This is a genomic window from Stutzerimonas stutzeri (assembly GCF_000590475.1).
Taxonomy (GTDB): domain Bacteria; phylum Pseudomonadota; class Gammaproteobacteria; order Pseudomonadales; family Pseudomonadaceae; genus Stutzerimonas; species Stutzerimonas stutzeri_D.
In genome coordinates, this window is record NZ_CP007441.1 from 1,654,053 (window position 1) to 1,678,080 (window position 24,028).

The 24,028-nt window shown below is 58.6% G+C and carries 24 protein-coding genes; 15 read left to right on the forward strand and 9 right to left on the reverse strand.

Annotation, left to right across the window (positions count from 1 at the left end):
- Positions 1 to 4: 4 nt before the first annotated feature.
- From flgD to CH92_RS07840, 14 genes are all read left to right on the forward strand, one after another.
- Entirely contained in the window at positions 5 to 685 is a 681-nt protein-coding gene (flgD, locus tag CH92_RS07775) for a flagellar hook assembly protein FlgD (protein ID WP_025241206.1), read from the forward strand.
- Positions 686 to 716: 31 nt separating this feature from the next.
- Positions 717 to 1,997 (forward strand): flagellar hook protein FlgE, encoded by a 1,281-nt coding sequence (gene flgE, locus CH92_RS07780; protein WP_025241207.1) that lies wholly within the window; start codon positions 717 to 719, stop codon positions 1,995 to 1,997.
- 186 nt (positions 1,998 to 2,183) lie between these two features.
- Entirely contained in the window at positions 2,184 to 2,924 is a 741-nt protein-coding gene (flgF, locus tag CH92_RS07785) for a flagellar basal-body rod protein FlgF (protein WP_025241208.1), read from the forward strand.
- A 45-nt stretch (positions 2,925 to 2,969) separates the two neighbouring features.
- Positions 2,970 to 3,755, forward strand: coding sequence for a flagellar basal-body rod protein FlgG (gene flgG, locus CH92_RS07790; RefSeq protein WP_025241209.1), 786 nt, complete (start codon positions 2,970 to 2,972; stop codon positions 3,753 to 3,755).
- 29 nt (positions 3,756 to 3,784) lie between these two features.
- Complete coding sequence (flgH, locus tag CH92_RS07795) at positions 3,785 to 4,480, forward strand: flagellar basal body L-ring protein FlgH (RefSeq protein ID WP_025241210.1); 696 nt, start codon at positions 3,785 to 3,787, stop codon at positions 4,478 to 4,480.
- 13 nt (positions 4,481 to 4,493) lie between these two features.
- Positions 4,494 to 5,597: a flagellar basal body P-ring protein FlgI gene (locus CH92_RS07800; RefSeq protein WP_025241211.1), complete on the forward strand. Its 1,104-nt coding sequence runs from the start codon at positions 4,494 to 4,496 to the stop codon at positions 5,595 to 5,597.
- Positions 5,598 to 5,607: 10 nt separating this feature from the next.
- Entirely contained in the window at positions 5,608 to 6,801 is a 1,194-nt protein-coding gene (flgJ, locus tag CH92_RS07805; protein ID WP_025241212.1) for a flagellar assembly peptidoglycan hydrolase FlgJ, read from the forward strand.
- Between the two features lie 2 nt (positions 6,802 to 6,803).
- Entirely contained in the window at positions 6,804 to 8,792 is a 1,989-nt protein-coding gene (gene flgK, locus CH92_RS07810; protein WP_025241213.1) for a flagellar hook-associated protein FlgK, read from the forward strand.
- 11 nt (positions 8,793 to 8,803) lie between these two features.
- Positions 8,804 to 10,069, forward strand: a complete 1,266-nt coding sequence (gene flgL / locus CH92_RS07815; protein ID WP_025241214.1) for a flagellar hook-associated protein FlgL — start codon at positions 8,804 to 8,806, stop codon at positions 10,067 to 10,069.
- Between the two features lie 130 nt (positions 10,070 to 10,199).
- The gene (locus tag CH92_RS07820; RefSeq protein WP_025241215.1) at positions 10,200 to 10,514 is read left to right on the forward strand and encodes a ComEA family DNA-binding protein; all 315 of its coding nucleotides are present in this window, start codon (positions 10,200 to 10,202) and stop codon (positions 10,512 to 10,514) included.
- A gap of 497 nt (positions 10,515 to 11,011) precedes the next feature.
- Positions 11,012 to 11,479, forward strand: a complete 468-nt coding sequence (locus CH92_RS07825; protein WP_025241216.1) for a YkvA family protein — start codon at positions 11,012 to 11,014, stop codon at positions 11,477 to 11,479.
- Between the two features lie 138 nt (positions 11,480 to 11,617).
- Positions 11,618 to 11,941 carry a helix-turn-helix domain-containing protein gene (locus CH92_RS07830; RefSeq protein ID WP_025241217.1) on the forward strand — a complete coding sequence of 108 codons (324 nt, stop codon included), beginning with the start codon at positions 11,618 to 11,620 and terminating at the stop codon, positions 11,939 to 11,941.
- Positions 11,923 to 12,318, forward strand: a complete 396-nt coding sequence (locus CH92_RS07835; RefSeq protein ID WP_038622904.1) for a hypothetical protein — start codon at positions 11,923 to 11,925, stop codon at positions 12,316 to 12,318. Before CH92_RS07830 ends, CH92_RS07835 begins: the two co-directional genes overlap by 19 nt.
- Positions 12,318 to 12,785, forward strand: coding sequence for a tetratricopeptide repeat protein (locus CH92_RS07840; protein ID WP_025241219.1), 468 nt, complete (start codon positions 12,318 to 12,320; stop codon positions 12,783 to 12,785). The genes CH92_RS07835 and CH92_RS07840 overlap by 1 nt, the downstream gene beginning before the upstream one ends.
- Here the strand turns inward: CH92_RS07840 and CH92_RS07845 are convergent.
- From CH92_RS07845 to minC, 7 genes are all read right to left on the reverse strand, one after another.
- Positions 12,752 to 14,548, reverse strand: a complete 1,797-nt coding sequence (locus CH92_RS07845) for a bifunctional diguanylate cyclase/phosphodiesterase (protein WP_025241220.1) — start codon at positions 14,546 to 14,548, stop codon at positions 12,752 to 12,754. The genes CH92_RS07840 and CH92_RS07845 overlap by 34 nt on opposite strands.
- A gap of 94 nt (positions 14,549 to 14,642) precedes the next feature.
- Positions 14,643 to 16,736 carry a carboxy terminal-processing peptidase gene (locus tag CH92_RS07850; protein WP_025241221.1) on the reverse strand — a complete coding sequence of 698 codons (2,094 nt, stop codon included), beginning with the start codon at positions 16,734 to 16,736 and terminating at the stop codon, positions 14,643 to 14,645.
- A gap of 494 nt (positions 16,737 to 17,230) precedes the next feature.
- A complete protein-coding gene (locus tag CH92_RS07855; RefSeq protein ID WP_025241222.1) occupies positions 17,231 to 18,520 on the reverse strand; it encodes a M18 family aminopeptidase in 1,290 nt (429 codons plus the stop codon).
- A 91-nt stretch (positions 18,521 to 18,611) separates the two neighbouring features.
- Positions 18,612 to 19,247, reverse strand: a complete 636-nt coding sequence (locus CH92_RS07860) for an RluA family pseudouridine synthase (RefSeq protein ID WP_025241223.1) — start codon at positions 19,245 to 19,247, stop codon at positions 18,612 to 18,614.
- Positions 19,248 to 19,329: 82 nt separating this feature from the next.
- Positions 19,330 to 19,587 (reverse strand): cell division topological specificity factor MinE, encoded by a 258-nt coding sequence (gene minE / locus CH92_RS07865; RefSeq protein WP_019341568.1) that lies wholly within the window; start codon positions 19,585 to 19,587, stop codon positions 19,330 to 19,332.
- A complete protein-coding gene (minD, locus tag CH92_RS07870) occupies positions 19,584 to 20,399 on the reverse strand; it encodes a septum site-determining protein MinD (protein ID WP_025241224.1) in 816 nt (271 codons plus the stop codon). Before minD ends, minE begins: the two co-directional genes overlap by 4 nt.
- A 91-nt stretch (positions 20,400 to 20,490) precedes the next feature.
- Positions 20,491 to 21,222 carry a septum site-determining protein MinC gene (gene minC, locus CH92_RS07875; RefSeq protein ID WP_025241225.1) on the reverse strand — a complete coding sequence of 244 codons (732 nt, stop codon included), beginning with the start codon at positions 21,220 to 21,222 and terminating at the stop codon, positions 20,491 to 20,493.
- A 160-nt stretch (positions 21,223 to 21,382) separates the two neighbouring features.
- On the opposite strand from minC, the gene CH92_RS07880 reads away from it, so the two are divergent.
- Positions 21,383 to 22,330: a lipid A biosynthesis lauroyl acyltransferase gene (locus tag CH92_RS07880; protein WP_025241226.1), complete on the forward strand. Its 948-nt coding sequence runs from the start codon at positions 21,383 to 21,385 to the stop codon at positions 22,328 to 22,330.
- On the opposite strand, the gene CH92_RS07885 is transcribed toward CH92_RS07880, so the two are convergent.
- Both CH92_RS07885 and CH92_RS07890 read right to left on the reverse strand, forming a co-directional pair.
- Positions 22,327 to 23,172: a pirin family protein gene (locus CH92_RS07885; RefSeq protein WP_025241227.1), complete on the reverse strand. Its 846-nt coding sequence runs from the start codon at positions 23,170 to 23,172 to the stop codon at positions 22,327 to 22,329. The genes CH92_RS07880 and CH92_RS07885 overlap by 4 nt on opposite strands.
- 94 nt (positions 23,173 to 23,266) lie before the next feature.
- Positions 23,267 to 24,022: an MlaA family lipoprotein gene (locus CH92_RS07890; RefSeq protein WP_025241228.1), complete on the reverse strand. Its 756-nt coding sequence runs from the start codon at positions 24,020 to 24,022 to the stop codon at positions 23,267 to 23,269.
- Positions 24,023 to 24,028: the final 6 nt, after the last annotated feature.

A 24,028-nucleotide genomic window follows, 5' to 3' on the forward strand; every position in this document is an offset into this window, starting at 1 on the left:
TGCCATGAGCACAACAGGCGGCGTCAGCGGTACCGGTTCGGTACTTGATCAATATCAGATCCAGGATCGCGAAGTAAAAAGCAACGATCTCGGCAAGAACGAGTTTCTCGAGCTACTGGTGACTCAATTGAACAACCAGAACCCGCTGGAGCCTCAAGAAAACGGCGAGTTCATTGCGCAATTGGCGCAATTCAGCACGGTTGAAGGGGTTGAAAAGCTGAACTCGAGCATGGAAACCATCTTGTCGGGGTATCAGTCATCCCAGGCGCTACAGGCGTCATCGCTAGTTGGTCGCAAAGTAATTGTGCCAACAGACAAGGCGGTGGTTGATACCAGCGAAACCTTCAAGGCCAGCCTGGTACTACCCACTAGCAGCAGTAACGTATCGGTCAACGTTTATGACAGCGCCGGTACGGTGGTGAACCGGATCAACATGGGGCAGCAGGAAGCCGGCAACGTTTCGTTCATGTGGGATGGCAAGGATTCGAGCGGCAACACCTTGCCGCCGGGAACCTACCGATTCGAAGCACAAGCCACCTACGAAGGCGAGACCAAGGGCCTCTATACCATGCTTCCCGCCAACGTAGACAGCGTCACTCTCGGACAGAACGGCGGTGAGCTGATGCTCAACCTGGCCGGTGTAGGCAGCATCGGGCTGTCGCAAGTCCAGGTTATTGGTCAGTAAGTACCGGCACACCCGGTAACAGGAGTATTTCATGTCGTTCAATATTGGCCTCAGCGGCATGCGTGCCGCTAGCAAAGACCTTAATGTCACGGGTAACAACATTGCCAACGCCGGCACTGTAGGTTTCAAGCAGTCGCGCGCGGAGTTTGCTGATGTCTACGCCTCTTCGGTGCTCGGTACAGGCAAGAATCCGCAGGGTAGTGGTGTATTGCTGGCCAACGTGTCGCAGCAATTTAACCAAGGCAACGTCAATTACACGCAGAATGCTTTGGACTTGGCGATTAATGGCAACGGCTTTTTCCAAGTCAGCAATAACGGTGCGCTGAGCTATACCCGTGCGGGCTATTTCGGCACGGATAAGGAAGGCAATCTTGTCGATAACTTCGGCTACAACCTTCAAGGTTATTCGGTTGATGGCAACGGCAATATTCAGACCGGGCAAGTAAGTGATCTGAAAATTCAGACCTCCAGCCAGGAGCCGAAGGCTACTACTAAGGTCACTCAAGGTTTCAACCTCAATTCGACCAACACTGAGCCGGCAAACACGCCGTTCGATCCAGCCGATCCTCTGAGCTATAACTCATCGACGTCGACGAACATCTATGACGAGCAGGGCAATGCCCACGTCATGACGCAATATTTCGTCAAAACCGGCACCGCCAATACATGGCAGATGCATGTGCTGGTGGATGGGCGTAGCCCGACCGATCCGGTCAATAGCACGGTGCCTAGCACGACGGCACTTGAATTCAGCCCAACCGGAAGCCTGCTAACCCCGGCCAGCGGTAGCACCGCGATAGCCGGCTGGCAGCCTGCTCTTCAGAACACTGACGGGACCTGGTCGCTGAACAACGCGGCGCCAGCCGCGGGGCTGAACATGGAGATCGATATGCGTGGTTCGACCCAGTACGCCAGTGCGTTCGCAGTCAATAGCGTAAGCCAGGACGGTTACACCACCGGCGAGCTGGCGGGCCTCGAAATCAGTGAGAGTGGGGAAATTTTCGCCCGCTATACCAACGGCCAATCCAAGGTGCAAGGCCAGATCATTCTGGCTAACTTCGCCAATGTTCAAGGGCTGACTCCCGTTGGCAAGACACAATGGGTGCAATCGTTCGAATCCGGTGAGCCGGTGCGCAACCCTCCAGGTAGCGGCACGCTGGGGTCGCTACAGGCCGGCGCTCTCGAGGATTCAAACGTCGAGCTGTCGGACCAGTTGGTCAACCTGATCGTGGCGCAGCGCAACTATCAGGCGAACGCCAAGACCATCGAAACCGAGAGTGCAATTACTCAGACGATTATCAATTTGCGCTGACAGGTGTTCAGTAGAGGCGGCGGGAAACTGCCGCCTCGCTTTTCCAAGGCCCTTCGGGGCCTTTTTTAATGGGGAAATTTTATTATTTTTCAATAGGTTATATTTATTTAGTTTGATTGGCATGTGTCTTGCTGAATCTCTTTGTACAGATGCAATTGGCGTCAATTAGCGTATTACGGAGGTTCCATGGACAAGATGCTCTATGTGGCAATGACGGGGGCGAGCCAGAACTCTCGCGCCCAACAGGCGCATGCCAACAATCTGGCAAACATCTCGACTACGGGCTTCCGACGCGATTTCGAACAAGCACGCTCAATGCAGGTTTTTGGTGACAGCTTTCCAGCGCGGGTTTATGCGATGTCCGAACGTCCGGGGACGGATTTCAGTTCCGGCACGCTTCAAGAAACCGGTCGGGATCTTGACGTGGCAGTCGAAGGCGACGGCTGGATCGCGGTGCAGGCACCCGATGGCAGCGAGGCCTACGCCCGCACTGGCAGCCTGAACATTGACACGCTTGGCATGCTCAGGACCGGCGATGGTTTGCCGGTGCTCGGCAATGCCGGGCCGATTGCCGTGCCGCCGGAAGAGAAAGTTGAAATCGGCGCCGATGGATCCATCAGCATTCGAGCGCTTGGCGAAGATCCGAACGTGGTGGTGACGGTCGATCGTCTCAAGCTGGTCAACCCCGATCCGAAGCAGTTGGAGAAGGGCACTGACGGGCTTATTCGAATGAAAGATGCGCAGCCCGTCGAGGCCGATGCCGCGGTGCGCGTGACCTCGGGCTTTCTTGAAGCAAGCAACGTCAATGCGGTGGCTGAGATGACCTCGATGCTGTCGCTGTCCCGGCAGTTCGAGCTTCACATAAAAATGATGCGCACTGCCGAGGAAGATGGTGCCGCTGCGGCCCGAGTCTTGCAGATCAGCTAGTAAACAACGCGTCGCGCCCGAATTCCGGCGTACGAGGAGAAGAACATGCTTCCAGCACTGTGGGTGAGTAAGACCGGTTTGTCCGCTCAGGACATGAACCTGACCACCATTTCCAACAACCTGGCCAACGTCTCGACGACGGGCTTCAAGAAAGACCGTGCCGAGTTTCAGGATCTGCTTTATCAGATTCGTCGGCAGCCGGGCGGCCAATCCACTCAGGACAGCGAGTTGCCTTCAGGGCTACAGCTGGGTACCGGTGTTCGCATCGTCGGAACCCAGAAACAGTTCACCGCTGGCAGCCTGCAGACCACCGAGCAGCCGCTCGACATGGCGATCAACGGCCGCGGCTTCTTTCAGGTTCTGTTGCCGGACGGCACCGTTTCCTACTCCCGTGACGGCAGTTTCCATCTGAACGCCGACGGCCAGATCGTGACCTCCAATGGTTATGCGCTGGAGCCGGCCATCGTCGTGCCACCGGAAACCCAGACCTTCACCGTGGGCGAGGACGGCACCGTATCGGTGACCACGCTCGGGAACCCGGCGCCGCAGATCATCGGCAACCTGCAGACCGCCGACTTCGTCAACCCGGCAGGTCTGCAGGCCATGGGCAGCAACCTGTTCCTGGAAACGGCTGCCAGTGGCGCGCCACAGGTCAGCACTCCCGGCCTCAACGGATTGGGCACCGTACTGCAAAACACACTGGAAAACTCCAACGTCAGCGTCGTCGAGGAACTGGTGAACATGATCACCACCCAGCGCGCCTACGAGATGAACTCCAAAGTCATCTCTACGGCCGATCAGATGCTGTCTTTCGTAACCCAGCAGCTGTAACAGTTGTTAGCCGCTGGATTGAGGTGAATATGCGCCGTTTGTTGTCCGTCCTCCCCCTGATGCCCGTCGTGATCCTGTCCGGCTGCATGGCGCCTGCGCCCAAGGCCAATGATCCCTACTACGCGCCAGTGTTGCCGCGTACGCCGCTCCCGGCTGCGCAGAACAACGGTGCGATCTATCAGGCGGGCTTCGAAACCAATCTGTACGACGATCGCAAGGCGTATCGGGTCGGGGACATCATCACCGTCACCCTCAACGAGAAGACGCAGGCGAGCAAGAACGCCAGCTCACAACTTTCCAAGGACAGCAGTGCCAATATCGGCCTCGGCTCGCTGTTCGGCGGGGCCGTTTCGATGGCCAATCCGCTCACAGGCAACAGCATGAGCCTGGGCGCCGAATACGATGCATCTCGAGATACTTCCGGTTCCGGTCAGGCGGGGCAGAGCAACAGCCTCTCGGGCTCGATCACCGTGACCGTCTCGGACGTCCTGCCCAACGGTATCCTCGCGATCCGCGGAGAAAAGTGGATGACGCTCAACACGGGCGATGAGCTGGTGCGGATTGCCGGCCTGGTGCGTTCGGACGATATCGCCACAGACAACACTGTGCCATCGACCCGTATCGCCGATGCGCGCATTACATATTCCGGTACCGGCGCGTTCGCTGATGCTAGCCAGCCTGGTTGGTTGGATCGTTTCTTCATCAGCCCGTTGTGGCCGTTCTAAGCAGGTGCAGGTAATGAAACTGTTCAGCTCGATCGTAGTTGCCTTGCTGTGCCTGGTTGCCATTCCGGCCCAAGCCGAGCGGCTCAAGGACATCGCCACCATCCAGGGTGTTCGTAGCAACCAGTTGATCGGCTATGGCCTGGTGGTCGGCCTTAACGGTAGCGGCGACCAGACCACCCAGACGCCGTTCACGGTGCAGACCTTCAACAATATGATGGCGCAGTTCGGCATCAAGGTACCGGCGGGTGGCAATGTTCAGTTGAAGAACGTGGCGGCCGTGTCGATTCACGCCGATCTGCCGCCCTTCGCGAAGCCGGGACAGACCATCGATATCACCGTTTCGTCGATTGGCAATGCCAAAAGCCTGCGCGGCGGCAGCCTGCTGATGGCACCGCTGAAGGGTATCGACGGCAACGTCTACGCCATCGCTCAGGGCAACCTCGTCGTGGGTGGCTTCGATGCTGGCGGTGCGGACGGTTCGCGCATAACCGTCAACATTCCGTCTGCCGGCCGCATCCCCGGTGGCGCGACGGTCGAGCGGCCGGTGCCGAGCGCGTTCAATCAGGGCACGACGCTGACCATGAACCTCAACCGCCCGGACTTCACCACCGCAAAGAACATCGTCGACCATATCAACGAGCTGCTCGGTCCAGGCGTGGCCCAGGCGCTCGACGGCGGCTCGGTGAGTATCACCGCGCCTCTGGACCCGAGCCAGCGCGTCGATTACCTGTCGATCCTGGAAAATCTCGAAGTCGATGTGGGTCAAGCAGTCGCCAAGGTAATCATCAACTCGCGTACCGGCACCATCGTGATCGGCCAGAACGTCCGTGTTCAGCCGGCTGCCGTCACGCACGGCAGTTTGACGGTAACCATTTCCGAAGACCCACAGGTGAGCCAGCCGAACCCGCTGTCGGACGGGCAGACGGTGGTTGTGCCCAACTCCAAGATCAAGGCGGAGCAGGAAGCCAAACCGATGTTCAAGTTCGGTCCAGGCACCACGCTGGATGAAATCGTTCGAGCGGTGAATCAGGTGGGCGCAGCGCCCAGCGACCTGATGGCTATCCTCGAAGCCCTCAAGCAAGCCGGCGCACTGCAAGCCGACCTGATCGTGATCTGAGGACGACCCGATGGAAAATCGACTGGGGCTCGGGCGCCGCACGCCTGACAGTGGCAGCTACTCCGACCTGAATCGTCTGAACCAGCTCAAGGTGGGCAAGGATCGGGACGGCGCCGAAAACGTGCGCAAGGTCGCGCAGGAGTTCGAGTCCCTGTTCATGAATGAGATGCTCAAGTCGATGCGTTCGGCCACTGAGGTCATCGCTCAGGACAACCCGTTGAACAGCCAGGCGAGCAAGCAGTACCAGGACATGCATGATCAGCAGCTGTCCGTGACCCTGTCGAAGGAGGGCGGTGGCATTGGCCTGGCCGATGTACTGGTCCGCCAGCTGGCCAAACAGAAGGAGCCCAGCGAGAAGCCGAATCCCTTCGCTCAGGTGGCACAGACCGAGGGCGCGAAGTGGTCGAGCAACCCTAACTCGAAGATTGCTCCAGTGGACCCGACGCGCAATGATTCTCAGCTGCTTAACCAGCGTCGTCTAGCGCTGCCGGGCCGACTGGCCGAACGTGCGTCGGAGGAGGTTGCGACCACAAATTCCCAGAGCGAACAGGCCAACCAGAGCGGTGTCGTTCAGCCGCTGGTCAACATCGACTGGAAGCCGGCCACCGCGTTCGCGGCGCCCACGGACGCGCCGTTGATCATCAACGGCGTGGAGGCGACCGTCCCGAGCGCACCGAGCAAGACGCGCTTCAGCTCACCCGCCGAGTTCATCGCAACCATGCTGCCCATGGCGGAAAAAGCGGCCAAGCGCCTTGGCGTCGAGCCACGTTTCCTCGTCGCACAAGCCGCGCTGGAAACCGGTTGGGGCAAATCGATCATCAAGCAGAAGGACGGCACAAACAGCCACAACCTGTTTGGCATCAAGTCCACTGGTTGGGAAGGTGAAGCCGCGAAGGTCACTACCACCGAGTACGTGAATGGCAAGGCGACCAAGCAGGTCGCAGGTTTCCGAGCGTATGACTCGTTCGAGCACAGCTTCAATGACTACGTCCGGTTGCTGGAGAACAACGATCGTTACAAGCCAGCCATTCAGGTGGCCAGTGCGTCCGGCGACTCCGAACGCTTCGTCAAGGAATTGCAGCGAGCCGGTTACGCGACCGACCCGCAATACGCGAGCAAAATCAACCAGATCGCCCGCAAAGTGCAGACATATCAGACAATCGCCGACGCGAGTTCGGCGCCTGCGGTACGGACTAGAGGCTAATCATGGCTGACCTACTGAACATTGGCCTGTCGGGGCTGAGCGCGAGCAAAAGCCAGCTGTCGATCACCGGCCACAATATCAGCAACGTCAATACTCCCGGCTTCAGCCGGCAGGACGCATCCCAGGCTACCCGCGTTCCTCAGTTCAGTGGGGCGGGTTACGTTGGCTCGGGTACGACGCTGGTGGAGATTCGCCGGAGCTACAGTGAGTTTCTGACCAGCCAGCTGCGCAGCAGCACCTCGTTAAGTAGCGATGTCGAAGCTTATAAAAGCCAGATCGACCAGCTCGATTCGCTTCTGGCCGGCAGCACGACGGGTATTACGCCTTCGTTGCAGCAGTTTTTTTCGGCCTTCCAAACGGCAGCGGAGGATCCGTCCAACATCCCTGCGCGTCAGTTGGTACTGGCGGAGGCGGAAGGCCTGGCGCGTCGATTCAATACGGTCTCTGATCGATTGACCGAGCAGAACGACTTTACCAACAAGCAAATGGCGGCGGTTACCGATCAGGTCAACCGTCTTGCAGGCAGCATCGGCAGCTTGAACAATGCGATCGCGATCGCTTCGGCTAATGGCCAGCAGCCCAACGACCTGCTCGATGCACGGGACGAAGCGGTGCGTCAGCTATCGACCTACATCGGCGTCACCGTAACGCCGCAGGACGACAACAGCTTCAATATCTCCGTTGGTACAGGTCAGCCGCTGGTCGTGGGAAGCACGGTGAGCCGTTTGGAAGTCGTGCCGGGGCAGAGCGATCCCAATCGCTACGAAATCCAGTTTGTCAGCGGCAACTCGCGGCAGGGCATTACGTCGCAGATCACCGGCGGCGAGCTGGGCGGATTGATCCGTTATCGCGAGGAAGTGCTGGACCCGACCATGAACTCGCTCGGCAGACTGGCGCTTGCGGTAAGTGATCAGATCAACTCGCAACAGACGCAGGGGCTCGACCTGAAGGGGCAAGTGGGCGAAGCCCTGTTTGGTGACTACAACGCACCCTCGCTGATGGGCCTGCGTGCCACCCCTTTCAATGGCAATACGTCAGCGGCCGACGCGGCATTGGAGATTACAGACACCGGTAATCTGACGATCAGCGACTATCGTTTGGAATTCGACGGAACGAATTACTCGGCAAGGCGGCTGAGTGACAACGCCAGCATCAGCGTTACCCAAAATGCCGGGCCGCCCGCGTACTTGAGTTTTGCTGACAGCGCAGGGAAGGATCAGGGCTTCCAGGTCTCTATCAGCGGCACCCCTAGCGCAGGCGACAAATTCTCGTTGCAACCGACTCGACGCGGTGCCACGGACATCAAGACAGTACTGGATCAGGCGGATCAGCTAGCTTTCGCGGCGCCTGTAAGGGCGCAAAGCAATTTACAGAATGCCGGTACAGGTTTAATCAGTCAGCCTGAGACGTCCGATACGGTGGACATGGACGCGCTGAAAGCTGCGCTTCCGGCCGACATTACCCTGACTTACAACGCCGGTAGTCCTCCAACCATCTCTGGTTCAGGCGTGACTCAGGTGAGCCCGGCCGTCTTCACCCCGGGACAGACCAACGAGCTGGCTGTCACCATCGATGGCCACAGCTTTACATTCACGGTTAGCGGCCGCCCTCAGGCAGGTGACACCTTTACGATTGGCTTCAACCAGAACGGTGTGTCGGACAACCGAAACGCCTTGAAAATGGTGGATCTTCAGACAAAGCAGACAATCGGAGTTGATCCGAGCGTGTCAGGTTCAGGGAAGAGTTTCACCGACGGTTATGGCGAACTCGTCGAGCGTGTCGGAACGCTGACGGCTCAGGCGCGAATGGACAGCGATGCGACCACCGCGATTCTCAAACAAGCCACCGATAATCGAGACTCGCTATCCGCGGTCAACCTGGACGAAGAGGCGGCCAACCTGATCAAGTTCGAGCAGTACTACAACGCTTCTGCTCAGATCATTCAAGTTGCGCGCACCATGTTCGATACATTGATCAGCACCTTCAGGTAATAGGCCCGCCCATGCGTATCTCGACCTTGCAAGCCTTCAATAATGGCGTAACCGGCATCCAGCGAAACTATTCCAATGCGGCCCGTACCCAAGAGCAGATCAGTACTGGCAACCGCATTCTTACGCCTGCCGACGATCCGGTTGCATCGGTGCGCCTGCTTCAGCTCGAACAGCAGCAGAGCGTGCTGGGTCAGTACAACACGAACTTGACGGCGGCGCAGAACAGCCTGACTCAGGAAGAAGTGACCTTGAACTCGGTCAATACCGTACTGCAGCGCGTCCGAGAGCTGGCGGTGCAGGCGGGCAACGGTTCGCTCGATCCCCAGGATCGTAAGGCCATCGCTGCCGAACTGGGTGAACGGGAGGATGAGTTGATGTCCTTGATGAATACGCGCAACGCGCGCGGTGAGTATTTATTCTCTGGCTTCCAGGGCAAAACCCAACCTTTCGTGCGTGCTGCTGACGGAACCTATAGCTACGCGGGTGATGAAGGGCAGCGAAAGCTACAGGTCGCCAGTTCGTTGAACCTTCCGATCAGCGATAACGGCAAGTCGATATTCGAGAACGTAACCAATGCCGGGCGTTTGCAGACTGCATTCGATCCGACTCTGACACCTGGCTCGACACTGGCTGTATCGGCCCCACTAGTTCAGGACGAAGTCGCGTTTGCAGGTAATCCGTCGTTTCCGGCTGCGGGGGTTGGCGTTCGATTTACGTCCGATACGGAATACGTTGTCTATGACCTCGCTGCTCCGCCGGCAGATCCGACTGATTTGTCCGATCCCTTGATTCTGGCGTCAGGCAAGCTGGACAGTGATGCGGATCGGACCGACAGCTTGGTGTTTCGTGGCGTCGCCTTGCAACTAGATGGCGCGGCCGCTGGCGGTGAAAGTATCGAGGTGACCCTACAGCCCGACTCGAATAAGCAGGGCTTGCTCAACACGATTGCCAGTTTCAGAAAAGCGCTGGAAGAGCCTGGGACAACCGATGGCGCAGTGCGTGATGCCGTTGCCGTCACCCTGACTAACCTCGATCACGGTATGGTCAGCGTTGACGCTGCGCGCGGCAATATTGGCGCCCGCCTGAACGTCATCGAAACCACCCTAACCGACAATGAAGATGTTGCATTGGTTAACAAGGGCGTCCAGGCCGAACTGCGTGAGCTGGACTACGCCGAGGCGCTGTCCAGATTGTCCATGCAGACGGTGGTGCTCGAAGCGGCCCAGCAGAGCTATGTGAAAATTGCCGGTCTGAGTCTGTTCAACGCCATGCGCTGAGTCCTCCGGCGGGGAATGGATCACAGAACAGCGGTCCCGATTTGACTTGCCTTTGTTGCAGCTTAGAGTGTCCTGGCGGCGCATGGAGTACCGCGCTGCTGTAAATCCAACACTCATAGGGAAGTGAACAATGATTAAGTCTTTTGTCTCCGCAACAATCTTCGCGTTGCTCGCCAGCGTATCCGTCTGCAGCTATGCCGCTAAAGCCGAGCCTGTTGACTCAGCACAAGTTGCAGTAGCTCAGGCTGGGGCGATCAATCTCAATTCCGCCGATGCCGAAACCCTGACCCGAGAACTCAAAGGAATCGGTGCCACGAAGGCCAAGGCCATCGTTGCGTATCGGGAAGCCCACGGCCCGTTCGCCTCGGTTGATGAACTGCTGGAAGTCAAAGGCATCGGTGCCGCAACCTTGGAAAAGAACCGAGCCAAATTGAGCTTGAATTGATCGACAGCTAGTCGTTCAGAAAAAGCCGGTCTCAGGACCGGCTTTTTGGTTTCTGTTCCTGACAATGTTCATCGTCTCGACAGTGCACATCCCCGCGAGCGTCAATCTTGCAGTCTCGTAACGCCGAAACTGGACCTGGCTTGACCTGAACGTCGGGCGGCTGACCGTTGTCTCTGTTAGAACGATCAGTAAGCTTTGTCTACTCCTTTTGAAGTCTAAATTGCCTTAAAAAAGCGTTGACATGTTACGGTTATGCACATTCTTAAGATCGTAACCTGACCATTTCTCCGTTAGCGTTGAGCAATTTTTTTGGACAATCTTAAGTTGCTGATTTAAAAGGGTTTATGCTCGCTGAGCAAAAACCCATCGATCTGTTTGAAGGCCGCGCCAGACGGGCGTTTGAGCCGATCATCCAGAATCTGTTCACAAGGTTATCCACAGGATCTGTGGATAATCGTGCAGCTCTTCTACGGCGCGGCTTTGAGAGGAGACATTCTGTGAAAGCACCTTGGAAATTCTTCAAATATTTCCCAATAGCTCAACGAGTGCTCGCTCGGGGAAGGTTACCGATGGTGCTTCTTGCCGTCGCTCGCAAGCGCTCCGCACGAGGTGGGCTCGTCAAGGGGCTTCGAGAGGATCTCAGTCTGCTGCAGGCCTTGTGTGCAGCCTGGTGGCGAGGAGAGTATAGAACTATCAGCAGGCCCGCCCTGGTCGCTGCCGTGGCTGGATTGCTGTATTTCCTGTCGCCAATGGATGCCATCCCCGACTGGATTCCCGGCCTTGGTTTCGTGGACGACCTGGCTGTGTTGGCCTGGGTCATGCGTAAGTGGTCCGGCGAACTAGAGGCCTTTCGAGCCTGGAAAGACAGCCAGTCGGCGGATGTGCAAGCCGGATTTGATCGCTTACCCTCGGCGGACGAGCCCATGACTGATGGCGTCAGCCGATCCCGCAGCGGTCGGGCATGACAGATTAGGGGCTGGGATTAATCCTTTGGTGTGTAAGTGTGCTGCGGTTTTCACTCTTTAGTGCGGCTTGTACGTCGAAAAATTCGCTGCCGTACTGTTAAGATCCGGCTTTACTCACGGAAAAGAGCGGGGTAGCGGATGAGTGTTCAGGTCATCATGCGTGATGGTGTGCCAGAGTATGCCGTGCTGCCGTGGGACGAATATCAGGCGTTGCTAAGGGCGTGTAATCAGACCATGGCAGCCCCTGCGGGACCTGGCGCGACGGTTGCGTTACCCGGGTTCAGTGAGCTGTCTGCTTTGCGGGAAGCCAAGGGCATGAACCAGGAAACGCTGGCGCGTTCTGTTGGCATCAGTCCGGCTTATCTGGCGCTCATCGAAAGCGGCGACCGCGACCCGGGTGAGGCTATACGCCGTGCGCTGGCCCGCGCAATGGAGATCGAAGGATGGCAGCCGGAAGCTTGAGAGACACCGCGGCGTCAATTCGCATCAGCCGCCAGCATTGGCAAGCACTGCTGGGCGAGTTGACCGAAGCCCGACGCCAGCGGCATCTGGTGACTTACCGCGCGTTGGTCGAGCGGCTTCAGCTTCCAGCGCCGGCCATGCAGACATTGACGGCGGCGCTGGAACATTTGGCAGCGCTGGATGCACGCGCTGATCGACCGTTGCGCAGTGCATTGGTGATCAGCCAGGGCGCCAGTCGCTTGCCCAGAACAGGCTTTTTTGAATGCGTTACGCGTCTCGGGCGATTTTCCGGTCCGGCTGATGGAGCCGCGGCTGCCTCCTGGCACGCAGGCGAGGTCGCGCGTGTATTCGAGTTCGATTACCCGGAGACGCCGTAATGCTGCATAAGGCTCGGGCGCGAGTCGGTTATTGGACCGCACGTAAATTGCTGGGCGCACGCTGGGCTGTAAAACAGCCGAAATTGTGGCGCTGGATGGAAGGCCAATTTTCTCGCATGGCCGCGATTGGAGACCCGAAGGCGCAAAGCTTTTACGGCCACATCCTGTTGTTTCGAGGCCAAGGATTTGGCGCAAGGCAGGAGGGCATACGTTTGCTCCGTCTGGCTGCCGAGGGCGGCGACGCCAAGGCTGCATACCAAATGGGCATCATCTGCCTTGGCGAGGATGCCACCCATGGTCCTGACGGTGCTCAGGCGGCGCACTGGTGGGCGCTTGCGGTCGAAAGAGGGCATCCGCTCGCTGCGACCCGTCTGGCCCAGCTGTATGCCGCTGGCGGCCATGGGCTGGCACCTGATAAGCAGCAGGCTGAACGTTACAAGGCTCGCGCCGCCAAGCTCGGGCTCTGATTCCCCAACCGCTGTCGTTGCGTGTCAATGGTGTACAGACTGAATCCCGCTTCTTGCTTAGCCTGTCGTTTGGCTTCCGAGGCCAAAGCGGCAAGGCATGCCGCATCGAGTTCGGCGCCGCAATCGGGTCCCAGCTGGACGGCGCCAACCGAAAGTGAAAGCAGGGGGTAGCGTTGCTGGCCACCTTGCCTTCCTTCAGCCATGAAGCATCCTTCAGCAAGATGTTCGTTGCGGTAGAACGGTCGGCAACGCTGTTCGAATGCTTCGAAAAGCTGATCGATCCTCGACGCCCATTCTTTTGACCTCATTACCAGCATGAAGTCATCCCCGCCTATATGGCCGACGAAATCACAGCTCGAATCAATCTGCTCATCGAGGCAGTGAGCCAAACACAGCAGAACCTCATCGCCCTTGGCGTAGCCGTAAAGATCGTTGAAGGGTTTGAAATGATCGATATCCACGTAGCAGATCACAGCTTCCCGGCCCTGTCGTAACAGGCGTGTCAGGCATTGCTGAATTGGCACATTTCCCGGTAGTAGGGTCAGTGGATTTGCATGGCGCGCCTGTTGAATCTTCATCTCAGTAATCAGTTTGAGCACGTCGATTACCCGGCCTAGACCGTGATAAAGGCCGTTGACGGTAATTATGAAATCTTCGTCGATGCGCTGTCGGGCTCGACTGGTCAACAATCGGCTGACCTGCTGCAACGATTGGCCAAGCTCTACCGCGAGAAAATCATCGCTCATCAATCTACTGATGGGTTTGCGCGCCAACAGGTCGGTCGCAAACGGCTTGAGCAGGGCGTCGGACAGCAGGCTTCGATGAACGATGCCGACGGGGACCTTCATCTCGTCAAGCACCGCGACCGAGTTAAGGTTTGCCTGCAGGCGGAACAGTTCCAGCACGTGCCCTACCGGATGCGAGACGAAGACCGCGGATTGTTTCAATACCAGCGGGGTCAGGTCGGGATGCTCCTCGTTGGGTGTATCGTCTCGATTACCGATGCTTGGCAGAAGCACGGCCGCATCGATGTTCGGTTCTTCTTCCGGGCGTCCCAGCAAGTAGCCCTGAACCAGGTCGATACCCATGTCCGAAAGGATTCTGAGCTCTTCGCTCAGCTCAATGCCCTCGGCGATAACCTGCGCTCGCGAAGCCCTTGCGATCTTCATGATCGATTCGACAAACTCGCGCTTGATCGCATCGCGGTGGATGCCGTCGATGAAGTAACGGTCGATTTTTACATAGTCGGGGCGCAGCTCAGACCACATACGCAGGCCGGAGTAGCCGGCACCGAGGTCATCCAGGGCGATTGAAAACCCCATGTCCCGGTAGTGGTGCAAGGCGGCATCGAGCAGCTCGAAATCGTCCGTCGGGGTCTGTTCCGTCAGTTCGATTACGACCCTGTCTGCCGGAATTCGATATTTATGCAGCAGCTCCAGCGTACGACCCGGCTTGTGGGTCGCGTCCAGCAAGGTTTCCGGCGAGACATTGAGGAAGAGTTTGCCTTGTAGCTGCTGCTGACTGTAACGGCGGCAAGCACTTTCGCGGCAGGTCATCTCAAGTTCGTTGAGCCGACCTGCGTGTCGGGCGGCAGCGAGCAAGTTGATAGGGGAGTGCAGCGAGGTATTCGAGGGGCCTCGTGTCAGCGCTTCGTAGCCAAGAATACGTCGTTCGGAAAGAGAAATGATGGGCTGGAAAAGGCTGGTAATGTCGCCGTGAGCGAGGATGTTATCCAGCGTGCTCAACTGCTCGGTGACGGTCATGGTGATCCCGTGATGGCCAAAATGCGAAGGGCCGCACAAATGGCGGCCCTTCATATTTCACGACTCTATGATGTCATTTTGATGACATTAGCGACTAACGTTCGACGGAGTTGTTCTTGGCCATTGCGTCCTGTAGACCTAGATAGTCCAGCAGAATCCTCCCGCTTTCAGACAAGTATGCATCATCCTCCGGCTTGATGTTCTTCTCTTCGATAGTCGGCGTCGTTTCATCCTCCCGTTCGAGTTTGGCCAGCGGTTCCTCACCCTTGGCCTTCCGAAGCGTATTCTCCAGCACCAGCTGACGGTTCTCGATTCGTTCCTGCTGTGCCCTACGCTTCTCCTCGTTGAGGCTGATGGTCGTCTCGTGAGTAAGCTCCTGCGCCAAGGCGAGGCGATCACGCGTGAAGACAAAATCAGGGTTCTCGCTGGTACGCCCTTCGTGACGCGCCTTGAGTTCGGAGAGGAATGGCGTGAACGGATTCATGTTCGGGTTGATCGCAGCGCGAATGCTGTCCCAGGGCATGGCTTCAGGCAATGCGCTTTCGCCGATTTCCTTGGTATCGACTTCGGCAGGATAGGAGATGTCCGGAATCACACCTTGGTGTTGTGTGCTCTGCCCGGACACCCGATAGAACTTGGCCAGTGTGAGTTTGAGTTCGCCATGATTGAGCGGCTGGACAGTTTGCACGGTGCCTTTGCCGAACGTTTGACCACCGACGATGAGCGCTCGGTGATAATCCTGCATCGCACCAGCGAAGATCTCCGAGGCCGATGCTGACAGGCGATTGACCAGCACGGCCAGCGGGCCTTTGTAGAATGCGCCCACTTGTTCATCGGCAAGCACGTCGACGCGGCCATCGCTGTTGCGGACCAGTACCGTCGGGCCTTGGTCGATGAACAGGCCAGTCAGCTCTGTGGCTTCCTGAAGCGAACCACCTCCATTGTTGCGCAGGTCGATGACGACGCCGTCGACCTTTTCCTGCTGCAGCTCCGTCAGCAGCTTTTTCACGTCCCGCGTGGTGCTCTTGTAGTCCTTGTCACCGGCGCGAAGGGCCTTGAAGTCCAGGTAGAACGCAGGCACCTCGATGACCCCGAGCTTATAGTCGCGGCCATTTTGATTGAGGTGGAGCACGGACTTTTTAGCTGCCTGCTCCTCGAGCTTGACCGCTTCTCGAGTAATGGCGACGATCTTGCTGCTCTGGTCATTAGGCGCGTTGCTTGCTGGAATGACTTCGAGGCGAACCATTGAACCTTTCGGGCCACGGATCAGTTTGACGACCTCGTCGAGGCGCCAGCCGATCACATCGACCACTTCCTCGTCGTCCTGCCCAACACCGACGATCTTATCCGCAGGGGCGATCTGCTTGCTCTTCTCGGCAGGGCCGGCAGGGACCAGTCGCACCACTTTGACGTACTCGTTGTCGCTTTGCAGCACGGCGCCGATGCCTTCCAGCGAGAGGCTCATGTTGATGTCGAAGTTTTCCGCATTGTCGGGCGACAGGTATTGGGTATGCGGATCGTAGGATTGCGCGAAGGCGTTGATGTAGGTCTGGAAGACGTCCTCGCCACGGGTCTGTTCAAGACGCGACAGCTGGTTCTTGTAGCGCTTGGTCAGCAGCTCCGTGATCGCTTTTGGCTCCTTGCCGGCAATCTTCAGCCGTAAAACCTCATCTTTGACGCGTTTACGCCAGAGATCATCCAGCTCTTTCTCGTCCTTGGGCCAGGCGGCGTTCTCGCGATCGACCAGCAATTCTTCGTCGAGCGCGAAGTCGAAGCCGTCCACCCCTTTATCCAACAGGCTCAGCGCGTACTGAAGTCGGCTTTGCAGGCGCTCCAGGTGCACTTTGTAGATCGCGAAGCCGGGCTCCAGGTTGCCGTTCTTCAGGAAGTTGTCGAACTCGTTGCGCCAGGGCTCGAACTCGGCCAGGTCGCCTGCGGTGAAATAGCTGCGCGACGGGTCGAGCATCTTGATATAGCTGTCGAAAATCTTCGCCGAACGGGCGTCATTGAGCGGTGGCTTGTTGTAATGGTGGCGCTTGAGCAGCTCGACGACGTTGAGGCTGGCAATGACCTGATCGCGGTCGGGCTGCAGGTAGTCCCAGTCGTGTCCGGCGGGTTTGGCCTGGGTTATGGTGGCCTGAAAGCCTAGCAACAGGGCTAGAAAGCCCGTAGTCAGTGATCGTTTCATTTCGAAGGGGCGACGCGAGGCTGGGTAATAACGCATAGTAGGCCATCAATTCAGGCGCCGGGGCGGGATCTGCCCGGCGGAAAAAATAACAACAGCCCGGTGGTATCTGGCGGGCTAGCACGCCGCGACAAAAATCACATCAGGATGGCAGGGCGAGTCCCGCATCACACCATACCGAATTGGTAATCGATGATTTGGGCGGGTGTATCGCTATGTGACCTGAAACAGAGAATTATCAGCGGCCTGCACTGCCAGCGAGTAACGGTCGAGCGGGCGCAGGTCTGATCCACTATGGAGGCAGCATGAAGGCATTGCAAGGCATCGAGGGCCCAGCTTGAGCGGAAGGAGCGCACCGCTGCGATGGACAGCTAAGGAAAAGGGTGGCGGCTGCTCGCTCTATTGAGCCGATTTGCTACAGCGCGCAGCGTACTAACCCGCCGCCACCGCGCGTAACCGATTGGAGGTGCCAAACTCGTCAGCGAAGACGGAACCGGTCAGGGCAGCTCTGCGCATGAGTAGAACGCGCTGAGGACCTTGACCAGATGCGCCAGGTCCTGGCTGCCGGCCAGCTCGCGAATCGAGTGCATGCCAAAGGTCGGCAGGCCGATGTCCACTGTACGTACACCGAGCTGACTGGCGGTGATGGGGCCGATGGTCGAGCCGCAGCCCATGTCGCTACGGGTGACGAAGCTCTGTACCGACACCTCGTTTTCCAGGCAAAGATGGCGAAAGAAACCGGCGGTTTCGCTGCTGGTGGCATAACGCTGATTGCTGTTGACCTTGATGACGGGCCCAGCGTTGAGCTTCGGACCATGATTGCCGTCGTGCTTGTCGGCATAGTTGGGATGCACGGCGTGTGCATTGTCGGCCGAAATCAGCAGCGAACGGTTGATGCTACGCTGGAAGGCTTCGCTGTCGGACAGCACCCGGCGCAGGACCTGCTCGAGGAACGGCCCATCCGCACCGCACATCGAGGCGGAGCCGACTTCTTCGTGATCGGTACACACCAGTACGCAGCTTTCCTCCGGGCCGGCCCGTAGCAGGGCTTGCAGTCCGGCAAAGCACGACAGCAGGTTGTCCAAACGGGCGCCAGCGATGAAGTCGCCGTTCAAGCCGATGATGGCCGCGCTCTGGGTGTCGTAAAAACTCAGCTCGAAATCCAGCACCACGTCAGCCACAAGCCCATGCTCGCGGCTGAGCTGGTCGGCCAGCAAGGCCCGAAAATCCGGGCTGTCTTCGCTGGCGATCTGCGCCAGAATCGGCGGTAGCTCGTTCTGCGGGTTGATTGCCCAGCCCTGATTGGCCTCTCGGTTGAGGTGGATGGCGAGGCTGGGGATTACCGCGATCGGCAACTTGAAATCGATCAGTTGGCTTTCGATTCGGCCGTCACGGCTATAGGTCACGCGTCCGGCCAGAGACAGGTCACGATCGAACCAGGGCGCCAGCAGTGCGCCGCCATAGACTTCCACCCCCAACTGCCAGAAGCCCTGACGCTGCAGCTCCGGTTGGGGTTTGACCCGCAGGCAGGGACTATCAGTGTGAGCACCGACCATGCGCATGCCATGTTCGATGACCGATTTGCTGCCGAGTTGAAAGGCAATGATCGCGGAGTCGTTACGGGTGACGTAGTAGCGGCCGCCGGGCTCGGTATGCCAAGTCTCGCTCTCGTCCAGCGCCTTGTAACCGGCGGCCTGAAGGCTACGCGCTAGGCTGCGGGTGGCATGGAACGGCGTTGGGGAAGCCTTGAGGTAATCGATCAGACCTTGGTTGAGTTCTTCGCGCATGACGAGCTCCTGACTGCAAGGCCAAGGAGTTTACCGTATTGGCGGGCTCTGACTCGATGGTCACTTACTACCGGGCACGCGAGTGCGGTGTTCAAAAGGGCGCCGGACAGTCGAAGCGCATGCGCACGCCCGTTTGAGGGTGGGTCAGGGCGAGCATGCTGGCGTGCAGGCAGAGCCGGTCATGGGCCACCAGCGCCTGTTCGTGGGCGTAGAGCCGATCGCCAAGCAGCGGATGGCCAATCGAAAGCATGTGCACACGCAGCTGATGCGAGCGACCGGTGATCGGAGTCAGTTCGACTCGGCTGTAGTCGCCGCAACGCTCGAGCACGCGCCAGTAGGTAAGCGCATGCTTGCCCAGTTCATGGTCGACGACGTGCCGCGGTTTGGTCGGTGGATCGTAGCGTAGCGGTAGATCGACGCTGCCGCTCTGCTGCTCGGGCTCGCCCCAGCACAGCGCGGTGTAGGTCTTCTCTGTCTCGCGGTCATGGAACTGTCGAGACAGCTCGCGATGGCTATCAGCATCGCGCGCGAGCACGATCAGGCCGGAGGTCTCCCAGTCCAGGCGATGGACGATACGTGCCTCGGGATAGCCGTTTTCCTGCAAGCGTGTCACCAAGCAATCCTTGTTGTCATCGGCGCGCCCGGGCACGGACAGCAATAGAGTAGGTTTGTTGATCACCAGCAGGGCGGCGTCCTGGTGGACGATCTGGATGTTGCTAAGGGGCATCTTGGGATTCCGGAAACGCAATCGGCGACCGAAGTCGCCGATGATGCTGTCGCTGCAGAAGCGAGCGGGTCCCTGCGGTCGATCAACGATCCGGCAGGGTGATGTTCAGTTCGAGGATCGAGCAACTACCCTGATCTTCCAGGGCAACCTGGACCTGGTCGCTGTCGATGTTGACGTACTTGCGGATCACCTCGACCAGTTCCTTCTGCAAGGCTGGCAGGTAGTCCGGCTGTGTACGCTGGCCGCGCTCATGGGCGACGATGATCTGCAGGCGTTCCTTGGCGATGTTGGCGGGCGTTTCCTTCTTCTTGCGCTCACGAAAGAAGTCGAGAAGGTTCATTCGCGACCTCCGAACAATCGTTGCAGGAAGCCCTGCTTCTTCACGTCGAGGAAACGATGATTGACATCCTTGCCCAACAGGCGATCAACGGCGTCGCTGTAGGCCTGTCCGGCATCGCTCTGGTCGTCGAGGATGACTGGTACGCCCTGGTTGGATGCCTTCAGCACCGCTTGGGATTCGGGGATGACACCGAGCAGACGGATCGACAGGATCTCCTCGACGTCTTCGACACCGAGCATCTCGCCCTTGACTACGCGCTCGGGGTTGTAGCGGGTCAGTAGCAGATGTTCCTTGATCGACTCTTCGCCGTTTTCGGCACGGCGGGACTTGCTGGCCAGCAGGCCCAGCATGCGGTCCGAGTCGCGAACGGAGGAAACCTCTGGGTTGGTCACAACAATGGCTTCGTCGGCGAAGTACATCGCCAGGTGCGCGCCTTTCTCGATACCGGCCGGAGAGTCGCAGATGACGAATTCGAAAGTTTTGGCCAGCTCGTCAATCACCTTACCGACGCCTTCGAGTGTCAGGGCGTCTTTGTCACGGGTCTGGCTGGCGGCCAACACATAGAGATTTTCGAGGCGCTTGTCCTTGATCAATGCCTGGGTCAGGGTGGCGTCGCCCTGAATGACGTTCACGAAGTCATACACCACACGGCGCTCACAGCCCATGATCAGGTCCAGATTACGCAGGCCAACGTCGAAGTCGACGATGACGGTCTTGTGGCCGCGCAGGGCGAGGCCGGTACCGATGGCGGCGCTGGTAGTGGTTTTACCGACGCCACCCTTGCCGGAAGTGACTACGAGGATCTTGGCCAAGGTGATTCACCCTAAATATGGAGGTCGGGACCCTCAGCCGAGTCGGCGTCAGGAGGCCCGTTTGGTGCTTGAAAATTCGCGGCAGTATCCGTTAAAGACGGGTGATGTTCAACACGTCGCCGGATAGCTTCATCTGTACGGCTTCAGTCCACAGCGGGTCACGGCGCAGGTCTTCGGCAACCTTGTAATGGCCAGCAATGGAGACCATTTCAGCGGCGAGCTGCTGACAGAATATTCGTGCATTGGTGTCGCCTTTGATGCCGGCCAGGGCACGCCCGCGCAGCGGACCGTACACATGGATGTTTCCATCGGCGAGAAGTTCCGCACCCGGGCTGACGGCGGCCAATACAATGAGATCGCCGCCCTGGGCATAGACTTGTTGGCCGCCGCGGATCGGTGTGGTTACCACGCGAGTGGGTCGATAGGTCGGTTCGGCCGGCTTGGATGGTTCGGCCGGGGTCTTGCCGGAGAGGTCCAGCTTGCGTTCCTTGGCACCAGAGGGCGGCAATACAGGCAGGTCAAGCTCCGTAGCTGCCTCGATCACCTGCGGATCGCCGGCTCGCAGCGCCAGGGTGCGCAGGCCGTGCTTGCGGCAGAGCGCGATAAGCGCCGGAAGGTCAAGACCACACTCGACGGGCAGCTTGTCCAGAGCGAGCACCAGCGGCGTGTTGTTGAAAAAGTCCGGCGCCTGCGCGACCTTCACGGCCAATTGCTGATCGAGACGCTCCAGGTCGTTCTGCGTCAGCTCCAGCACGGTAATGGCCAGCATGCTGCCCTTGAGCTGGAATACGGGGGACTGGTCAGGAGAATCGGCTTGGCTCATGGTCTGCCTGCTACGGTAAATGGCGAGGACTTATAGCGGGGCAAACCGTAGCCTGCAAGTCTCGCCGGGCCGAGCGGACGGATGCCATGCATCGAGGCGTCCCCGCATACAGAGGTGATTTATCGCTAGAATGCGCGCTTTTACCGGTTTGAGCTTGCCAATGGATCGTTCTCTTTTCCGCGCATCCTTTCTTCATCCACGGTTCTGGCTGCTATGGCTGGGCCTGGGGCTGCTGTGGCTGGTGGTGCAGCTGCCGTATCGGGTGTTGCTGCTCTTGGGACGTGGCCTCGGTGTTGTGATGTATCGGACTGCGCGCTCGAGACGGCACATTGCGCGGCGTAACCTGCAGCTGTGTTTCCCCGAATTGAGCGACATGGACCGGGAGCGGCTGCTGCGCGAGAATTTCGCCTCGACGGGCATCGCCTTCTTCGAAATGGCCATGAGCTGGTGGTGGTCCAGGGATCGCCTGCAGAAGCTGGCGCAGGTGAAAGGTCTCGAACATCTGCAACAGGCACAGGCTGAGGGTCAGGGGGTTATTCTCATGGCTCTTCATTTCACCACGCTGGAGATTGGTGCGGCCTTGTTGAGCCAACTGCACACAATCGATGGCATGTACCGCGAGCACAAGAATCCAGTGTTCGATTTCGTCCAGCGAAGGGGGCGAGAGCGGCATAACCTGGACGCCAGTGCAATTGAGCGTGAAGACGTACGGGCGATGCTCAAAGTGTTACGCGCCGGTCGGGCCATCTGGTACGCGCCGGATCAGGATTACGGGCGCAAACAGAGCCTTTTCGTGCCCTGGTTCGGCATCAGCGCGGCAACCGTGACCGCCACGACCAAGTTTGCCCGCTTGGGTAAAGCGAGGGTCATTCCCTACACACAGGAACGTCTTGCCGATGGTTCCGGTTACCGGCTGGTAATCCATCCGCCGCTGGCGGATTTTCCCGGTGAAAGCGAGGAAGCCGATTGCCTTCGCATCAACGAGTGGGTGGAGGACGCGGTACGTCAGCACCCTGAGCAATATCTCTGGGCGCACCGTCGCTTCAAGACCCGCCCCCCTGGAGAGCCGAGTCTCTACCGGAAACTGCCGAAGAAAAAAGCCGGTTAGTCCGTAAAAACACCGTCACGAAAGTCGCGCAAGGCTTGCTCGATCTCCTCGCGGCTGTTCATCACGAACGGGCCGTACTGAACGATCGGCTCGCCCAGAGGACGTCCAGCCAGTAGTAGAACTCGGGCTCCAGTGCTGGACGTCAACCGCAGCTCGCCTTGGTCGGAGAGCCTGGCCAGTTGATTTTTGCCGAGAGGCTTCCCAGCCACCGAAATCTCGCCGTCGAATACGTACAGCATCAACCGGTGTCCGTCGGTCAGCTGAGGCTCGATGCCGCTGCCGGCGGGCAGTCGTAGGTCGAACAGCTGCGGCTCGGTATCCGGCCGCTGCACGGCGCCTGGCTGACCGATGCCTTCGGCCCTGAACTGCCCGGCGATGATCACCGCTTCGATGCCGCTGGGCAGTGTTAGGCGTGGTATTTCCGCAGGTGCGAAATCACGATAAGCCGGATCGTCAAGTTTGCTTTTCGCCGGGAGATTCAGCCACAGCTGAAAGCCGCGCATCGCCCCACGTTCCTGTTGTGGCATTTCACTGTGGATTACCCCGCGTGCCGCCGTCATCCATTGCACGCCACCGCTTTCGAGCACGCCGACATTGCCAAGGTGATCCTCGTGGCGCATGCAGCCTTCGATCATGTAGGTGATCGTTTCGAAACCTCGATGCGGGTGGGGCGGGAAGCCGGCGATGTACTCGTCAGGATTGTCCGAGCCGAATTCGTCAAGCATCAGGAATGGATCGAATCGCTCGGGTGCGGCACCGCCGAACAGGCGGGTCAGGCGGACGCCGGCCCCGTCTGACGTTGCGCGGCCGGTGCTGATGGCAAGAATTTCCCGTGTGGACATGGCAGGTCGCCCTCGTTGCGTACTGAACGAAGCGTACTGCTGGCTGCTCGATCAAAGGGTGAGGATTTCCAGTATTTGCTATCGAATAATTGGATCATTCATCGATCTGCAGCTCCCGCGCACGGGTATAGACATAACGGACTTTTTCATACTCGAACGGCGAGTTGAGCTGGCCGTAGCGAAGGCTGGTGCTGTCGCGGAGGTCTATCAGCCGCAGTGCGGTGAGGCCGAACTCGCCTCCGCTAGCCTCGGCGTAGCTGAAATAATCGACCTGCCGTTCGACGCCGAAGTCCATTGCCTGCCCGGCGGTATCGCGCAGATTGGACGGCCCCAGTGCCGGCAGGATGAGATAGGGCCCATGAGGCACGCCATAGAAGCCCAGGGTCTGGCCGAAATCCTCGTTGTAGCGGGGCAGTCCCATGCGGGTAGCCGGGTCCCAGATCCCCCCAACGCCAATAATTGTGTTGAACAGTAAGCGCGCCGTGGTGTTCATCGCGCGCTTGCCCTTGAACTGCGCCATGCTGTTGAACAGCGTTGGTATCTCGCCGAGATTCCTGAAAAAGTTGCTGACTCCGGTGCGTACGATCCGCGGGGTGATATACCGGTAGCCGCGTACCGCCGGCAGCATCACCCACTGATCCAGACGGTAATTGAAGTAGTACATGCGCCGGTTCAGCGACTCCCAGGGGTCGTAGATGTTTAGGGCGTCGAAAGTGGCGCGCTCGAACTCGCGCTGATCCAATCCCGGGTTGAACTTCAGATTACGCAGCGGATCGGTGAAACCGTCTTCGTCGGGAATCGGCGTCTGGGCGCAGGCGATACCGCTGGCCAGCAACAACAGTGCAAGCAGATGACG

Coding starts and splice junctions, on each gene's coding strand:
- flgD (WP_025241206.1), top strand. CDS start 5: ATGAGCACAACAGGCGGCGTCAGCGGTACCGGTTCGGTACTTGATCAA.
- flgE (WP_025241207.1), top strand. CDS start 717: ATGTCGTTCAATATTGGCCTCAGCGGCATGCGTGCCGCTAGCAAAGAC.
- flgF (WP_025241208.1), top strand. CDS start 2,184: ATGGACAAGATGCTCTATGTGGCAATGACGGGGGCGAGCCAGAACTCT.
- flgG (WP_025241209.1), top strand. CDS start 2,970: ATGCTTCCAGCACTGTGGGTGAGTAAGACCGGTTTGTCCGCTCAGGAC.
- flgH (WP_025241210.1), top strand. CDS start 3,785: ATGCGCCGTTTGTTGTCCGTCCTCCCCCTGATGCCCGTCGTGATCCTG.
- CH92_RS07800 (WP_025241211.1), top strand. CDS start 4,494: ATGAAACTGTTCAGCTCGATCGTAGTTGCCTTGCTGTGCCTGGTTGCC.
- flgJ (WP_025241212.1), top strand. CDS start 5,608: ATGGAAAATCGACTGGGGCTCGGGCGCCGCACGCCTGACAGTGGCAGC.
- flgK (WP_025241213.1), top strand. CDS start 6,804: ATGGCTGACCTACTGAACATTGGCCTGTCGGGGCTGAGCGCGAGCAAA.
- flgL (WP_025241214.1), top strand. CDS start 8,804: ATGCGTATCTCGACCTTGCAAGCCTTCAATAATGGCGTAACCGGCATC.
- CH92_RS07820 (WP_025241215.1), top strand. CDS start 10,200: ATGATTAAGTCTTTTGTCTCCGCAACAATCTTCGCGTTGCTCGCCAGC.
- CH92_RS07830 (WP_025241217.1), top strand. CDS start 11,618: ATGAGTGTTCAGGTCATCATGCGTGATGGTGTGCCAGAGTATGCCGTG.
- CH92_RS07835 (WP_038622904.1), top strand. CDS start 11,923: ATGGCAGCCGGAAGCTTGAGAGACACCGCGGCGTCAATTCGCATCAGC.
- CH92_RS07840 (WP_025241219.1), top strand. CDS start 12,318: ATGCTGCATAAGGCTCGGGCGCGAGTCGGTTATTGGACCGCACGTAAA.
- CH92_RS07845 (WP_025241220.1), bottom strand. CDS start 14,548: ATGACCGTCACCGAGCAGTTGAGCACGCTGGATAACATCCTCGCTCAC.
- CH92_RS07850 (WP_025241221.1), bottom strand. CDS start 16,736: ATGAAACGATCACTGACTACGGGCTTTCTAGCCCTGTTGCTAGGCTTT.
- CH92_RS07855 (WP_025241222.1), bottom strand. CDS start 18,520: ATGCGCGAAGAACTCAACCAAGGTCTGATCGATTACCTCAAGGCTTCC.
- CH92_RS07860 (WP_025241223.1), bottom strand. CDS start 19,247: ATGCCCCTTAGCAACATCCAGATCGTCCACCAGGACGCCGCCCTGCTG.
- minE (WP_019341568.1), bottom strand. CDS start 19,587: ATGAACCTTCTCGACTTCTTTCGTGAGCGCAAGAAGAAGGAAACGCCC.
- minC (WP_025241225.1), bottom strand. CDS start 21,222: ATGAGCCAAGCCGATTCTCCTGACCAGTCCCCCGTATTCCAGCTCAAG.
- CH92_RS07880 (WP_025241226.1), top strand. CDS start 21,383: ATGGATCGTTCTCTTTTCCGCGCATCCTTTCTTCATCCACGGTTCTGG.
- CH92_RS07885 (WP_025241227.1), bottom strand. CDS start 23,172: ATGTCCACACGGGAAATTCTTGCCATCAGCACCGGCCGCGCAACGTCA.